The organism is Betaproteobacteria bacterium (genome assembly GCA_016720925.1).
Lineage (GTDB): Bacteria > Pseudomonadota > Gammaproteobacteria > Burkholderiales > Usitatibacteraceae > UKL13-2.
In genome coordinates, this window is sequence record JADKJR010000036.1 from 168,237 (window position 1) to 184,117 (window position 15,881).

Here is a 15,881-nt window from a genome sequence, read left to right on the forward strand (position 1 = left end):
AGAGGCGAATTACAAACGATTCGCGGATTCGACCGGTGCATGGGGAGTGGCTGCCAGCCATTCTGTCAGCGCCTGTTCGGCTTCCGCATAGTGTCGATTGATTTGTTCCAGCAGTCCGGCCAGATCCGCGCCGTTTTCCGGATGGGACGATTTATCTGTGCTGTCAGCCAGCGATCGCGCGGCAAGTTCCAGATCCTTGCACAACAATGCGACGCGCGGAAAGCCCATGCTGGCCGAGGCGCCACGCAGGCTATGAGACGTTTCCGACAAGCTGTGCCAATTGCTCGCGGCAAGCAGGCCTTCCATTAATTTCATGCGTTCGATCGCCTTCGTCTGAAACAGGCGAATCAACCCGCCAACCGGATCATTTTCGACGATCGTCTCGCCGGGCACGGCGGGAAGATAACGCAAGTCCTGCAATTGCTCGATGTCCAGAATCGCGATGTTGTCGATACGTGGATTCGCCGGCGATGGGTTGGCAGTGGCCCGGATCACAACCGCCCCATCGCGTTTGGCTGGCGGCGCCACCTTTGTCCGGCTGGTGACCCGGTCAAGAAGTTTGACAAGATCAGCAGTGCGGATTGGTTTGGAAAGGTAATCGTCCATGCCGGCATCCAGATATTGCTCGCGGTCACCGGCAAGGGCGTGCGCGGTCATGGCAACAATGGGTGGACATTTTTTGCCTTTCAGATTTTTGCGAATTTCCTGCATCGCTTCAACGCCGTCCAGTTCCGGCATGTGAATATCCATTAGAACCAGGTCGAAATCCTCCTTGCTGGCGCGTTCCACCGCGCTGCGTCCGTCGCCGACCACCGTGCTGCGATGCCCGAGATTGGTCAGCATGCCCTGGATCACACGCTGGTTGACTTCATTGTCTTCGGCGATCAATGTATTCAGCATGGGTGCGCTGCTTGGCCCAACGCCTAGGGCAGCTCCAAATGTCTGGCGCGATTTCTGAGGATTTGCCTGCGCCGCGGCTTGAAAGTCGCGGTCATATACCGGCTCGGGTGTATACGGCCGCGTGGCAATATCGACATGCGGTTCACGAAGCACCGCGCGCCTCAATACATCGAACAGGCGCGCACGTCCCGCCGGCCGCACCAGGAAGATTTCGTGCCGCAGTAGCGGCCTGATACCGCGTGCGGACAATTCCGCGCGCGATAGCGTCGACTGCATTACCGAGGCCACCAACCGCTCGCCGCGCTGCGTGCGCGCCGCGTCGTCCTCGGCGAGCACCGCCTGAAGGGTGATGGATTCCGGTGTCGGCAATACCATATCGGTCAGGAGTACATCGAACCGCGGACCGCGCTGAAAAACGTCGGCAGCATGCTCCGGCGCGACGGTGACGGTCTCAAATCCCCAGCGGCTATAGCGGCTCATCTGAATTGACCGGCGGCTCGCATTGCGATCGACGACCAGCAAGCGCTTGCCGACGAAATCAACCACGTCACGCTGCATGTATGGCTTCAGCGGCCCGCGCACAGGCTCGGTCAGAATCGTGAAAATGAATACAGAGCCTTCGCCCTCGATACTCTCCACGCGGATCTCGCCGCCCATCAGTTGCGTCAACCGTTTGCAGATTGCCAAACCCAGCCCGGTGCCACCGTATTTGCGGGTTGTGGAAGTATCGACCTGCGTAAATGGCTGGAAAAGCTTGCACGCCCGATCGGCGGGAATGCCGATGCCGGTATCGCGTACCTGGCCTTCGAGCTCCATTTTTCCATCAGATGTTTGCCGGGTGGAAAGTGTCAGCTTGATTTCGCCTTTTGCCGTGAACTTGATTGCGTTGGACAACAGGTTCAGCAGGATCTGCCGCAGCCGCGTGGCATCGCCCAGAATGTAAAAGGGCACGTCGTCGTTCATCTCAAACAACAGGGCCAGATTTTTTTCACGCGCCTTCTCGGCCACCAGCTCAAAGGCCTCTTCGGCTACGAGCACGACTTCGACTGGCACGGACTCCAGCGCCATGTGACCAGATTCAATCTTGGAAAAATCCAGCACGTCGTCAATCAAACGAAGCAGGGTATCGCCAGATGCGCGGATCAGGCGTATGTAATCGTGCTGTTCGTCATTCAGTGGCGTTTCGGTCAGCAGGCTGGTCATACCCAGTACGCCGTTCAGCGGCGTGCGAATTTCGTGGCTCATGGTTGCGAGGAACGCCTCCTTGGCACGAGATGCCTGCATCACGCGCACGTTGGCTTCCACGAGATTCATCTCCGCGATTTTGCGATCCGTTACATCCGAAATCGAGCCGACAAATCGCACCGCCCAGCCGGTCGAATCGCGTTGCGCAATGCCTCGGCAACGCACCCATCGGTAGTTTCCGTCTCGGGACCGCGCGCGGGACTCGATGTCGAACAGCGGTGTCTCGCCTTTGTAATGGCTGATCATGCGTTGTTGAAACGCGATGCGGTCATCCGGATGAATGGTCGCTCGCCAATCGAAAGTGACCGGATACTCGTCCTCGGCATAACCGAGAATTTCGCGAAATCTTGGCGAGAAATAAGTCGCGCCATCCGGTTTCAGCTCGACATCCCAGATGCCTTGTTGCGAAGAGCGGATGACGAGACTCAATTGCTCACGTTGCTGGGCGAGTTCTCGTTCCAGACGTTTGATCGGCGTTACATCGGTGATGGTGCCAATGAGGCCTTCGGCGCGACCGTCGGAGCTGCGCAACACCTGCTTGGCAATGATGGTCTCGAATTGTTTGTTGTCGGCGTTGGTGATGAAGGCCTCGGCCATTTCATAACCGGATTCGGACTCGAGCAGTTTCCGGTCGAGTTGCTCATTTTGCCGCGCGGCGTCTTCCGCCTGAAAATCGTGATACATCTTGCCCAGAACGTCTTCTCGCTTGCGGCCGGCGAGTTGCTCCCAGGCGCGGTTGACCGACAAGAAGCGCCCTTCATTGTCCTTGCGAAAAATGGGACTGGGATTGAATTCAATCAGATCCTCGGTGAACTTGGTTTGCTCCTGAAGTTTTCGCGTCATGCTCGCGGCGAGCGCCTCCGCCTGCTCGCGCAAACTGGTCAGCAGCCAGATAAGGCCGCCCAGCAGGATCGCGCCAAGGACGCCGATCAACAAAATCGTGCGCGGCGTGTTGTTTTGCAGTTTGCTCTCAAGCCTGGGTGTGGAACTGGTGCGCAGGCGAAATGTGCGCTGGCCAAATTCGACTGGCGCATCGACCGACATTTCCGGCTGGATTGATGCGGTCAGGATTTCCGTCGGCGCGTAGACACGTCGGTCACCGTCATAAAGCTCAAGCGTGACGGGAAGGGATCGGGTCTGTGCCAGATGCGACATCAACAGGTTAAGATCGATGATGGCGATCAGATAGCCACGAGGAATTGTCGATCGTCCGGCGAGACTTCGTGCCGAGCCGTCGTTGCCGGCGATCATCACCAGGGCGACCGGTGATTGCATCGTGGGCAAGCCGGGTGTATCTGCCAACGGCCGCGACATCACGGTGCGGCGGCCGCTGTCAGCAAGCGCGATCGCGTCAGCGATTTCAGGCAGTTTATTCAGCGGAGCGACTTGCTGCCCGGGTCGTGTGGGAGAAAACACGCGAGTCAGGCTGGCCGTGCTGGCCGCCGAAGGCGTCAGCGCGGCTAAAGTGGGTACATATTGCAAAGCGACCAACCCCGCGTAATTTTCCGGTACCGGCATCCACGTGTCGAAAAAAGCGTCCCATGCCGATTGCCCCAAATTGGGCAGGGCAACCATGAGTGCCGAGGTGCCGTGCATCAGGTCTTCAAAATCGCGCAAGTGCCTGACGATGGCCGCTTGTTCGCCTTGTGCAATCTCCTGAAAGCGCGTTTGGGCATCAGCGTGGACCTGCCGGGCGTTCTGGTATGCCGTAAACAGGGTGGAGATGAGCAGTGCGGCGAGGACAAACCACGGCAACTCAATTTTGCGCAGGGTCGCTTTCAGTGACGATGCCGCTTTCGGGCTTGAACGATTCATTTGGCTAGGTTACATGAACGGTGCGGGGTTAAAAAGGTCGAACAGGCAGGAAAAGTCGACATTGAATCGAAAATAGTTATAAAATTCAATGAGTTTGTAAATATTCTTAATGTGAGCATCACAACGCATGCCAATTCAAGACCTGTCACGACGCATTTATCCTCAGCCTAGAAGTATTTTTCTTCGGGCGGTGAGCGTCTGCCTGGCGCTTGCCTGCGTACTGGCGAGTGCGATTTACGCGTCGGATTCAAGCGCAAATATCTATTCGTTCAAGGACGAGAACGGCATCACCCATTTTTCGAACATGCCGCATCTCGACCGCCGTTACAAACTTGTGTACCGCATTCCCACCAATGGCCAATTCCGGCCGAATGCATGGTCCGCCAGCGCGCCATCGGCCGTCGATATTTCCCGCCTGGTGCCCATCATCGACAACGCCGCCCGCGCGCATGGACTTGATCCGAAGCTGGTTCACGCCGTCATTCGCGCGGAATCCGGCTACAACGCGAATGCGGTGTCGTCCAAAGGTGCGGTCGGCCTGATGCAGCTGATTCCCGCGACTGCCCAGCGGTATGGGGTGCAGGACAGCTACGATCCTGGCCAGAACATTCAGGGCGGCACGCGCTATTTGCGCGATCTGCTGAAGATGTTCAACGGCAATATGGAACTGGCCATTGCCGGTTATAACGCCGGTGAAAATGCGGTGATTCGTGCCGGCAATCGTATCCCGCCATATCCGGAAACGATGGCGTATGTGCCGAAAGTGCTCAGCTTCTATCGCAGCCCGGATCTCAGCCGGTTTTGATTTCCCGTAAGTGAAACACTAGCACTGTAGCGGCGTTCAGGCCGAAAATGGCTGTAACGCCGCGCCAGTGCTTGTGTTTGCTTTCATACTTCAGGGCTCCAGGTTCGCGACGATATCACCACAGTTTGCAAAGCTGGATTCCCGCCTGACGCGGGCGTCACGGGCGCCTGGAGCGCCCATTGTGAGCCGAGCGAGAGTATCGGCTACGTTCGCAAGAACTAATCGCCCGCAGCGGGCAGCGCGGTGCCGATATCACTACGTGCCTGCGCGGCGGCGTCGCGGAGATGCTGGTGATTGCGGGCAAAGATCGTGTAAAAAGTCGGCACCACGAACAGCGTCAGCACCGTGCCCAGTGACATGCCGCCAACAATTACCCAGCCAATTACTTGACGTGATTCTGCACCCGCGCCGCGCGCCAGCGCCAGTGGGATGGCGCCGAGCACCATCGCGCCGGTCGTCATCAGGATCGGCCGCAATCGCAACGTCGCCGATTCAATGACGGCTTCACGCAGCGCCATGCCGCGTTCCTGCAACTGATTGGCAAATTCCACGATCAGGATGCCGTGCTTGGTGATCAGGCCAACCAGCGTGATCAGCCCGATCTGGCTATAAACGTTGAGCGACCCGCCGGTCAGCCACAGCGCGAGCAAGGCGCCGGTCATGGACAGGGGCACGGTCAGCATGATCACGAACGGGTCGACAAAGCTCTCGAACTGGGCGGACAAGACCAGGTAGATGAACGCCAGCGCGAGCACGAAGGTCAAGTAGATGCTGCCGGACGAATCGCGAAACTCACGCGACTGGCCGGACAGATCGTTCTGCACGGTGGGGGGAAGGGCGCGCTTCGAGGCTTCCTTCATGAAGTCGATGGCGTCCTTGATGGCATAACCGGGGGCCAGGTTGGCATCGATTCGAGCGGCGCGCAATTTATTGAAGTGATTGAGGCTGCGTGGCGCCACCGACTCGCGCACAGTGAGCAGATTGGAGAGTTGCACCATCTCATTGTTGCGACCACGTACGTAAATGTTGGTGATGTCGTCGGGATTGGATCGATCGACATCGGCCACCTGCACGATGACATCGTATTGCTCGCCATCTTGCTTGAATCGCGTGACCTGGCGTCCGCCGAGCATGGTTTCCAGGGTTCGGCCCACCGACTCGACGTTGGCGCCCACGTCGGCAATCTTGTCGCGATTGACGGCGATTTTCAGCTCGGGTTTGTTCAATCGAAGATCCGAATCCACATCGATGAGACCGGGATTTTTCGCCGTCTCGGCAATCAGGCGATCGACAAATTGTTGCAGTTGCTCATAGGGCGCCGACGTCATGATGATGAATTGCAATGGCTTGTCGCGTCCCTGGCCCAACGATGCAGGGCTGACGGCAAACGCGTTCACGCCCGCCAAGGCCCGAAACCTGGGTGCCAGATCGCGCGCGATTTCCTGCTGGCTGCGAGTCCGTTGCGTCCAGTCCTTGAGGCGCAGGATGGCGCGACCGTCGGATACCGTCGGAAAGCCAACGATTGAGTTATAGCGCGCCATTTCGGGAATTTCCTTGTAGATATCCTCGATTTTCTGGACGTAGCCGGACGTGTAGGTGACGGTTGATCCTTCCGGAGCCGAAACGACGCCAAAGATGATTCCCCGATCCTCGATGGGCGCAAGTTCCTGCTTCAGGCTGAAGAACAGTGGAATTGCCAACAGGACAAACAAGGCCCACAGACTGACGCCGACAGCACGCTTGTGCAGGAGGGCCGTCAGCGTGCGCTTGTATGCCGCCGTCAACCTCAACAATGCCGATTCGATCGCGTTGTAAACCTTGCCATGCTTGACTTCATGCTTGAGGATGAGCGAGCACAGCATTGGGGAGAGCGTCAAGGCAACGAATCCGGAAACGACGACCGCACCCGCCAGCGCCAGCGCGAATTCGATGAACAGCCGTCCGGTTCGACCGGTCGCAAAGGCCAGTGGCGCGTATACGGCCGCGAGCGTGAGAGTCATCGCGACCACGGCAAAGGCGATCTCGCGCGCCCCCTTGATGGCAGCTTCCGTGCGCTCCATGCCCGATTCCAGGTTGCGGTATATGTTCTCGAGCACCACAATGGCGTCATCCACCACCAGGCCGATGGCCAGTACCATTGCCAGCAGCGTCAGCGTGTTGATGCTGAAATTGAACAAGTACATCAACGCGAAAGCGCCAACCAGCGATACCGGGATGGTGATCAGCGGAATGATGGTCGCGCGCAGGTTGCGCAGGAACAGAAAAATGACGAGGGCGACCAGCAATATTGCTTCCCAGATAGTGCCGAAAACCGCGTCAATGGCTTGTTCGATAAACAGCGAAGTATCGTAGACGACTTCCAGTTTCATCCCCGGCGGCAACGTTTTCTGGATCTCGGCCGCCTCCACGCGCACCGCGACCGATAGTTCCAGCGGGTTCGCTGTTGACTGCTTGACGATCGCCAACGTGGCGGCATTGCGGCCCAGATAGCGGGCGATGACGCGCTCGTCGATCGGCGCGATTTCCGCGCGCGCGACATCCCGAAGCCTGACCGGATAGCCTCCCGCATCCTTGATGACGATATTGTTGAATTGCTCGGGCGTTTGCAGGTCCGTCTGTGCGAGCACCGAGAACTCGCGCGAGCGACTTTCGATGCGGCCGGCCGGCACTTCCACGTTTTGGCGGCGCAAGGCATCTTCCACGTCCGCCGGCCCCAATTTGTACGCCGCCAATTTTCCGCGATCCAGCCAGATTCGCATCGATATCTTGCGTTCGCCGAAGATACGCACATCCGACGCACCGGGCAACGTTGAAAAGCGCGGTTTGACATAGCGATTGGCGTAGTCGGAAACTTCGATCGCCGTGTGCTTGTCGCTATTGAAACTGATGTACATGATGGGATCTGCATCGGCCTCGACTTTGGCGATGATGGAGTCGTCTGCCGCTTCGGGCAGCCGGCCGCGCACGCGGGCCACTTTATCGCGTACGTCCGCCGCGGCGGAATCCGGATCGCGTGTCAGCTTGAACTTGACGTTTATCTGGCTTCGTTCAGCGCGGGATTGCGACGTCATCACATCGACACCCTCGATGCCGGACAAGGAGTCTTCCAGTGGCTTGGTGATCGTCGATTCGACGACTTCTGCCGATGCCCCCTTGTACACGGTCTCGATACTGACCACCGGCTCATCAATTTTCGGGTACTCGCGCACCGATAACCGGCTATAGGAAATCAATCCGATCAGCAGCACCGCCAGGCTGAGGACGGTCGCCAAAACGGGGCGCTTGATGCATAACTCCGGCAGCGTCATGATTTCGCTCCCTCCTTCGCGCCGGCGTTTGAATTTCCCACAACCCCGCCCGGCAATGCAGTCTTGGCATCGTCGGCGGCGGATTTCGGCTCAATCTTGCCAAGACGCGACTCGTCGGTGATCTTTACTGCTGATCCATCGCGCAGCTTGAGCTGGCCCGCTGTCACCACCATGTCACCGGCCGCCAAACCCTGCAGTATTTCCACCTGCCCCTGCCGCCTCTGGCCAATTTCCACCTTGAAGCGCTGCGCGCGCCCATCCACGACTTTGAACAAGAATTGCTCTTCACCGACCGGAATCAGCGATTGTTCGGGAACCGCCACCGAATCGCGTTCGTCACTGAACAGCAGCCTCACCCGTGCGAACATGCCAGGCCGCAGGCGTGCGTCGCTATTCTTGACCAGGGCGCGGATGACGATGGAACGGCCATTGGTATCAACCAGCGGATTGATTGCGAAGACCTTGCCCTGGAATGTCTGGTTGGAGAACGCATCGAGCGTAATCTGCAACGACTGGCCGACCGCGACTTGCTTGAGATAGATCTCCGGAATCCTGAAATCGACTTTCAGCGGATCGATTCCTTCGAGATTGACGATATCCTGACCGTCCTTGACGTAATCGCCGATGCTGACCATGCGCAGGCCGACAATGCCGGAAAAGGGCGCCTTGATTTCGAGTTTGGTCAGTCGAGCCTGCGACAGATCGTAGGTTGCCTGTGCAACCTTGAAATTGCTTTCGGCTTCGTCGCGAGCCTGTGCGGATATGAAGCCTTTGGTGAACAGGTCGCGTGATCGTTCGAGACGGCTTTTGCTGAGACCCAGATTCGCTTCGGCCTGCTCGAGTTCGGCGCGTTGTACAGAAGTATCAAAGCGAATCAGCGTTGCGCCTTTATCGACGCGCTGACCTTCGCGAAAACCGAATTCGCTGATGCGCCCCGAGACTTCGGGCCGAACGGTGACCGACTCGTCCGAGCGCAATGAGCCGACCGCCGTGAGCCCCTGTGCCATGCGGACAGATTTAACGGTGATCGCCTCGACCGCGATTCCTCCCGGGGCACTGGGGCCGCCCGAATTTGTCTTGGCCGCCGCCTGAGATCCGCCAGGCGCGGAGGTATTTGATGCGACGGAACTGGACTGGTTCTTGCCGATCCAGTACCCGCCTCCGCCAATAAGCAGTAACGCCGCAAATACGCCGGCAAGAGCGAGAGTTTTATTCATTTTTTTGCAAGGCTGTGAGAGTGGGCGCGCGAAATGACGTAATCCCCGAAGGGCCGATTATCCTCCGAATCGGGATTGACCCTGCACGATGGCGATCTACGGAACACATGAACCGGTGCCTGTCGAATAACCGGCAGGCGTGAGGCAAAAAAGTTCCCACTTTATGCGGGAATGTCCGGCGTCAACTGCCCATCAAGAAAGGAGATCTGGTCCTTCAACAGCAATTTGCGTTTCTTCAGCCGTTTCAGCTGAAGCTCGTCATGGATCGGTGTGGCAACCAGTACGCCGATTGCCAGGTCCAGATCCCGGTGTTCCTGCTTCAACTCGATGATTCGGCGTTCGATCGCTTCGATTGTTTCGACAGTATTCATGATCATGCCATCACGTGAGTCATCTACTATACCGCCGGGCGCCATGTTTGCATACGTGGATGACGATTTTGGCGGGCGGTTGATTTTTTTCCTCGCAGGTAGTCAAATGTCCCATTGCGTAGTGCTGGCGCGGCGGGATGATGTCGCGGCGGAAAAAAACAATGCAACCAATGGACGGGCTCACGACCATGCAGGTGCGTCGGAACGATTTTGATGTAACCAACCGGATTCAGACGACCGATCCGGCAGCGGTTCAGCGGGAAATCGCCCGATTGTTTCGCCTGCTTTATCCGGGCGCCGCGCATGCGGGGATGGATACGGCCTTTGCCGACATGTCGCGCCTTTATCGCGGCGATTACCCGGGTTATGTCGCCTGCGATACGCTCTATCACGACGTTCAGCATGTCATGGACGTCACTCTTGCCATGGCGCGGTTGATGGATGGCTACGAACGTTCGCGCCGTAACACGCCCGCACTCGGCGTGCGACTTTATCAACTGGGTATTGTCGTTGCGCTGTTTCACGACATCGGATACTTGCGTACAACGCAGGATACCGTGGCCAAGAATGGTGCCGAATACACGCTCAACCACGTATCGCGCGGCGCAGCGTTTCTGCGCGGCTACCTGCCGCAGATCGGCATGGGCGAAATGGTGGTGGCTGGCGCGGAATTGGTCCATTTCACTGGGTTTGAAAAACGCGTTGGTGATATTCTCATCGAGGATCCGCTGTTGCGAATGCTGGGGAGTTTGCTCGGTTCCGCGGACATCATTGCGCAGATGTCAGATCGCTGCTATCTGGAAAAATGCCGCGACCGCCTTTACACCGAGTTTGTGGCAGGCGGCATTGCGGTCAAGAGTACCGAGAATGGCAAGGAAGTCGTGTTTCATTCCGGTGACGATCTGGTACGGAAGACCCCGGCATTTTCGACACGGCCGTGAATCGCCTTGAGTACGACTTGTGTGGTGCGTATAACTTCGCCGCGACGCATTTCGGGGGATTCAATCTCTATATGCATGCCGCCACCAAGAACGTGCATTTTGCCAAACAGATCAGCACGAGCAATACCTACGAATTGCGCCGTACGCCTCCTGAAGCGCTGACCGCATATGGCGCATAGCCTAGTGTCGCGCCTTACGAATTTTCGATACCTGAAACCGCGTCTTTTTCCGCATGGCGGCGTTGCTCGTCGTTGCCGTGGTCCCCGCCACGTCGCCTCCTCGCGCTTTGCTATGCGAGAAAATCCATCGGTTTCATCTTGTATCGAAATTCTTAAGTCGCGACACTAGCCATCACAATTCGGACATTCATCTGCTGCACCGCAGCACACATGGCGCTTTCCAAGTAAAATCGCTGCCTGTACCATGCGTCCCATCTAGCGTGTTCTCCGGCTACCAGAAGCCAGCAAAGGCAATCGGACGGATGAAGGGAACCGCTGCTGTCCACCGTGAATTGGAGAAGTCTGTTGAAGCCGACCGATATAGGCCGCCCCGACTATTTTCATAAAGTCGTCGATTGTCAGTGGGCATGCCCCGCCCACACCCCCGTCCCCGAATATATACGCTTGATCGCTGCCGGCCGCTACAGTGATGCGTATATGGTCAACTGGAATTCCAATGTTTTCCCCGGGGTCCTTGGGCGCACCTGTGACCGTCCCTGCGAGCCGGCGTGCCGCCGTGGCCGCGTCGAGGAAAAGAACGCCGAGAAACCGGAGCCGGTGGCGATTTGCCGCCTGAAGCGTGTCGCCGCGGATAACAAGGACGATATTCGTCCGCGTTTGCCGAAACCCGCGGCCAAGAAAAACGGTAAGCGTATCGCCTGCGTTGGTGCCGGACCGGCATCACTCACGGTCGCGCGTGACTTGACGCCGCATGGCTATCACGTCACGGTGTTCGATGGCGATGCCCGCGCTGGCGGCATGATACGCAGCCAGATTCCCAAATTCCGTTTGCCCGAATCGGTGATCGACGAGGAAGTCGGTTATATCCTCGACCTTGGTGTGGAATTCAAGAGCGGTCACCGCATCGAAAGTCTCAAACAATTGCTGACGCAGGGCTTCGATGCCGTGTTCGTCGGCTCGGGTGCACCACGCGGGCGCGATCTCGATGTTCCGGGGCGCAAGGAAGCCGCCGCCAACATTCACATCGGCATCGACTGGCTGGCCAGTGTGTCATTCGGACATATTTCCAAAATAGGCAAGCGTGTAGTCGTTCTAGGTGGTGGCAACACTGCGATGGATTGCTGCCGTTCCTCGCGCCGTCTGGGTGGCGATGACGTCAAGGTGATCGTGCGTTCCGGCTTCGACGAAATGAAGGCATCGCCCTGGGAAAAGGAAGACGCCCAGCACGAAGGCATCCCGATTCACAACTTTCTGGTGCCCAAGGCATTCACGCACGACAACGGCAAGCTTACCGGAGTGACCTTCGAAAAAGTCGCGCCGAAAAAAGACGACAAGGGCCGTCGCAAACTGGTTCCGACGGGCGAACCAGATGTGCATTTTGCGTGCGACGACGTGCTGGTCGCGGTGGGACAGGAGAATTCGTTTCCGTGGATCGAGCGCGACCTGGGTCTTGAATTTGACGAGTGGAATATGCCAGTCGTGGACAAGATTACCCACCAGTCGTCGCTGCCCAAGGTGTTTTTCGGCGGCGATGCCGCATTTGGCCCGAAGAACATCATATGGGCCGTTGCGCATGGCCACGAAGCGGCCATCTCCATCGATAAATTCTGCCAGGGCGAAGATGTTGCCGTTCGTCCGCCGCCGATGGTGCATCTGCTGAGCCAGAAGATGGGTATCCACGAGTGGAGTTACGATAACGACATCACCAATGACCTGCGATACAAGGTTCCCCTCAAGGAAACCTCGATTGCATTGAAAAGCATCAAGGTCGAAGTTGAACTCGGATTTGATCGCAAACTCGCCTTCGCGGAAGCGCAGCGCTGTCTGAATTGCGATGTGCAGACCGTTTTCACGCCACGCCTTTGCATCGAATGCGATGCCTGTGTGGACATTTGCCCGATGGACTGCATTACGTTTACCGTGAATGCCGAGGAGGGTGATCTTCGTGCCCACCTCAGTGCGCCGGCACTCAATCTCACGCAGGATATATACGTCTCGGACGTCGTTAAAACCGGACGAATCATGGCCAAGGACGAAGACGTTTGCCTGCACTGCGGCCTTTGCGCGGAACGTTGTCCAACCGGTGCGTGGGACATGCAAAAATTTCTGTTGAATACCACTCAGGCGGGGCCGGGCTGTCGAAAGAAGCCCGCACCTGAGCCGATTCGCGAGGCAGCCGAATAATGAAACCACTATCCGCTGTCAACGATTTCGTCGTCAAGTTCGCCAACGTCAACGGTTCAGGTTCCGCGTCGGCCAATGAGCTATTTGCAAAGGCCATTATTCGCATGGGCGTGCCGGTCAGCCCGCGCAATATCTTCCCGTCGAACATCCAGGGATTGCCGACCTGGTACGAAGTACGAGTCACCGAGAAAGGCCATCTGGGCCGCCGCGGCGGCGTGGACTTCATGGTGGCGATGAACCCGCAGACCTGGGACGGCGACGTCAAGGAACTTGAGCCAGGCGGTTACCTTTTCTTCGACAATGCGAAGTCTTTGCCGGCATCACGGTTTCGTGAGGACGTCAATGTCATCGGCATGCCGTTGACGGAAATCAGCAATTCGACTTACGTCGACGCGCGCGAGCGGCAGTTAATGAAGAACATCGTTTATCTTGGTGCGCTCGCGTTCCTTCTGGGTATTGAGCACACGGAAATCGAAAAGCTGTTCAGCGAGCAATACAAAGGCAAGGAACGCCTGCTGGATTCCAACAAAAAAGCGCTGCGCCTCGGCCGCGATTATGCAACGGCGCATTTCAAACCCGTTGGCCTCAAGGTGGAGCGGCGCGATTTTGTAGGCGACCGGATTTTTATCGAGGGCAACAGCGCCGCGGCGCTCGGCTGTGTGTATGGCGGGGCCTCAGTCTGCGCCTGGTACCCGATCACCCCGTCATCCTCCATTGCCGAAGCGTTTGCCAAGTGGTGCCAGAAATATCGTGTCGACGCCGAAACCGGCAAGAACAAGTTTGCCATCGTGCAGGCCGAAGATGAGCTGGCATCGATCGGCATGGTGGTTGGAGCGGGGTGGAACGGCGCACGATCGTTCACGGCAACATCCGGCCCGGGCGTATCACTCATGCAGGAATTCATCGGGCTCGCCTATTTCGCCGAGATTCCGGTGACGATCATCAATGTGCAGCGGGGTGGCCCGTCCACCGGCATGCCGACGCGCACGCAGCAGTCCGACGTGCTGTCCTGTGCGTATGCTTCGCATGGCGACACCAAACATGTGCTGCTGTTTCCTGAAGATCCTTACGAGTGTTTTGAAATGTCGGCTACGGCACTGGATCTCGCCGACCGTTTGCAAACGCCGATTTTCGTCATGACCGATCTGGATATCGGCATGAACCAGCGGCTGTGCAAACCCTTCGCCTGGGATGACAAGCGCGCGTATGACCGGGGCAAGGTCATGACGCACGATGATCTGGAAAACGGTAAGGTGTTCGGCCGATATCTCGATGTAGACGGTGACGGAATTCCCTTCCGTACGTATCCTGGCACGCACCCCACCAAGGGCGCCTACTTCACCCGTGGTACCAGCCGTGATCGTTACGCCAAATACAGCGAATCCGGAATCGACTATGTCGACAACATGTCGCGATTGCTGCGAAAGTTTGAAACCGCAAAAGAACTTGTCCCGCAACCGGTCGTTCAGCAAGGGTCGCACAAGTCAAAGCTGGGGGTGATCTTTTACGGATCCACCAGTCCGGCCATGTCCGAGGCCATGGAAATGCTTGAGTCCAGCCGTGTATATGTCGACACGCTGCGTATTCTTGCGTTTCCGTTCAGTCACGCCGTGACAGACTTCATTGCGTCGCACGATCAGGTATTTGTCGTCGAGCAGAATCGCGATGGGCAATTGCGGACGCTGCTGGTGGCGGAACTCAATATTGACCCGGCCAAGTTAATCCCGGTGCTGCACTACGATGGCACCCCGATCACGGCACGCTTTATTGTCAAGGAAGTTTCCCAGATGGCGACGGCACTCAAGGTCACGCCAATGAGAAAGACCGTGCATGGAGGTTCCGCAGAATGACTTTTATCGCCAAACCCAAGCTGCATCATCCAACACTCGCCCTCAACAATGTCGGCTACACGCGTCGCGATTATGAGGGCACTGTTTCCACACTTTGCGCCGGTTGCGGCCATGATTCGATTTCGGCAGCCATCATCCAGGCTTGCTGGGAACTGGACATCGAGCCGCATCGCGTCGCGAAGCTGTCCGGCATCGGCTGCTCGTCGAAAACGCCCACCTATTTTCTTGGCAATTCCCACGGCTTCAATACGGTTCATGGCCGCATGCCATCGGTGCTTACGGGCGCCAATCTGGCCAATAGCGAACTGCTTTACCTGGGCGTTTCCGGTGACGGCGATTCCGCCTCGATCGGCCTGGGACAGTTCGCTCACGTAATGCGCCGCGGCGTGAACATGACGTACATCGTTGAAAATAACGGCGTCTACGGTTTGACCAAGGGACAGTTTTCGGCCACGGCCGATCAGGGATCCAAGTCCAAGCGCGGGGTGGTCAATCGCGATTCGCCGATCGATCTCGCGTCGCTCGCGTTGCAATTGGGCGCTACGTTTGTCGGGCGCAGTTTCAGCGGCGACAAGCAGCAGCTGGTGCCGCTGATCAAGGCAGCCATCGAGCATCAGGGCGCGGCGTTTATCGACGTCGTCAGCCCCTGTGTGGCGTTTAACAATCACGCCGGCAGCACCAAGAGCTATGACTACATTCGCGAGCACAACGAAGCCGTGAATCGCCTGGACTTCATTCCGCTGCGCAGCGAAATTACCGTCGACTATGGCAAAGGTGAAGTCACCGCGGTTCGTCAGCACGATGGCAGTACGTTGCTGTTGCGCAAGTTGCACGAAAGTTACGATCCGACCAATCGTGTCGCGGCGATGAATTACATCCAGGAGCGCCAAGCGCAAGGTGAAATCGTCACGGGCCTGTTGTATGTGGATGCGGAACCGCAGGATTTGCATGTGCATCTGAACACCCGGCCGGGCGCGTTCAATCGCATGAATGAAGCGGAGTTGTGTCCGGGAAGCGCGGCGCTGGATAAATTGAACGCGGGTTTGCGTTAGAACCTTCGACGGCC

Annotated in this window: 10 protein-coding genes; 6 read left to right on the top strand and 4 right to left on the bottom strand. The window is 57.5% G+C overall.

The features are described from left to right. Positions 1-9: 9 nt before the first annotated feature. A complete protein-coding gene (locus tag IPP88_23610; GenBank protein ID MBL0125522.1) occupies positions 10-3,960 on the bottom strand; it encodes a PAS domain S-box protein in 3,951 nt (1,316 codons plus the stop codon). Positions 3,961-4,087: 127 nt separating this feature from the next. Between IPP88_23610 and IPP88_23615 the strand changes: the two genes are divergently transcribed. After that, positions 4,088-4,765, top strand: coding sequence for a lytic transglycosylase domain-containing protein (locus IPP88_23615; GenBank protein MBL0125523.1), 678 nt, complete (start codon positions 4,088-4,090; stop codon positions 4,763-4,765). Between the two features lie 218 nt (positions 4,766-4,983). Here the strand turns inward: IPP88_23615 and IPP88_23620 are convergent, their stop codons facing one another. The 3 genes from IPP88_23620 to IPP88_23630 form a co-directional block, all read right to left on the bottom strand. After that, complete coding sequence (locus tag IPP88_23620) at positions 4,984-8,073, bottom strand: efflux RND transporter permease subunit (GenBank protein MBL0125524.1); 3,090 nt, start codon at positions 8,071-8,073, stop codon at positions 4,984-4,986. Continuing rightward, positions 8,070-9,290, bottom strand: coding sequence for an efflux RND transporter periplasmic adaptor subunit (locus IPP88_23625; GenBank protein MBL0125525.1), 1,221 nt, complete (start codon positions 9,288-9,290; stop codon positions 8,070-8,072). The genes IPP88_23620 and IPP88_23625 overlap by 4 nt, the downstream gene beginning before the upstream one ends. A 161-nt stretch (positions 9,291-9,451) precedes the next feature. Beyond that, positions 9,452-9,661 carry a DUF465 domain-containing protein gene (locus IPP88_23630; GenBank protein MBL0125526.1) on the bottom strand — a complete coding sequence of 70 codons (210 nt, stop codon included), beginning with the start codon at positions 9,659-9,661 and terminating at the stop codon, positions 9,452-9,454. Between the two features lie 161 nt (positions 9,662-9,822). On the opposite strand from IPP88_23630, the gene IPP88_23635 reads away from it, so the two are divergent. The 5 genes from IPP88_23635 to IPP88_23655 all read left to right on the top strand — a co-directional run bounded on the left by IPP88_23635 (position 9,823) and on the right by IPP88_23655 (position 15,867). Next, positions 9,823-10,602 (top strand): HD domain-containing protein, encoded by a 780-nt coding sequence (locus tag IPP88_23635; GenBank protein MBL0125527.1) that lies wholly within the window; start codon positions 9,823-9,825, stop codon positions 10,600-10,602. Then, complete coding sequence (locus IPP88_23640) at positions 10,599-10,781, top strand: hypothetical protein (protein ID MBL0125528.1); 183 nt, start codon at positions 10,599-10,601, stop codon at positions 10,779-10,781. The genes IPP88_23635 and IPP88_23640 overlap by 4 nt, the downstream gene beginning before the upstream one ends. 345 nt (positions 10,782-11,126) lie before the next feature. Then, positions 11,127-12,965 (top strand): FAD-dependent oxidoreductase, encoded by a 1,839-nt coding sequence (locus tag IPP88_23645; GenBank protein ID MBL0125529.1) that lies wholly within the window; start codon positions 11,127-11,129, stop codon positions 12,963-12,965. Then, positions 12,965-14,815 (top strand): 2-oxoacid:acceptor oxidoreductase subunit alpha, encoded by a 1,851-nt coding sequence (locus IPP88_23650; protein MBL0125530.1) that lies wholly within the window; start codon positions 12,965-12,967, stop codon positions 14,813-14,815. The genes IPP88_23645 and IPP88_23650 overlap by 1 nt, the downstream gene beginning before the upstream one ends. Next, positions 14,812-15,867 carry a 2-oxoacid:ferredoxin oxidoreductase subunit beta gene (locus tag IPP88_23655; protein ID MBL0125531.1) on the top strand — a complete coding sequence of 352 codons (1,056 nt, stop codon included), beginning with the start codon at positions 14,812-14,814 and terminating at the stop codon, positions 15,865-15,867. The genes IPP88_23650 and IPP88_23655 overlap by 4 nt, the downstream gene beginning before the upstream one ends. Positions 15,868-15,881 lie beyond the last annotated feature (14 nt).

Bases quoted from the DNA above. Each gene is read 5' to 3' on its own strand.
- IPP88_23615 (MBL0125523.1), top strand. From the start codon at position 4,088: ATGCCAATTCAAGACCTGTCACGACGCATTTATCCTCAGCCTAGAAGT.
- IPP88_23625 (MBL0125525.1), bottom strand. From the start codon at position 9,290: ATGAATAAAACTCTCGCTCTTGCCGGCGTATTTGCGGCGTTACTGCTT.
- IPP88_23635 (MBL0125527.1), top strand. From the start codon at position 9,823: ATGCAACCAATGGACGGGCTCACGACCATGCAGGTGCGTCGGAACGAT.
- IPP88_23630 (MBL0125526.1), bottom strand. From the start codon at position 9,661: ATGAATACTGTCGAAACAATCGAAGCGATCGAACGCCGAATCATCGAG.
- IPP88_23620 (MBL0125524.1), bottom strand. From the start codon at position 8,073: ATGACGCTGCCGGAGTTATGCATCAAGCGCCCCGTTTTGGCGACCGTC.
- IPP88_23610 (MBL0125522.1), bottom strand. From the start codon at position 3,960: ATGAATCGTTCAAGCCCGAAAGCGGCATCGTCACTGAAAGCGACCCTG.
- IPP88_23655 (MBL0125531.1), top strand. From the start codon at position 14,812: ATGACTTTTATCGCCAAACCCAAGCTGCATCATCCAACACTCGCCCTC.
- IPP88_23650 (MBL0125530.1), top strand. From the start codon at position 12,965: ATGAAACCACTATCCGCTGTCAACGATTTCGTCGTCAAGTTCGCCAAC.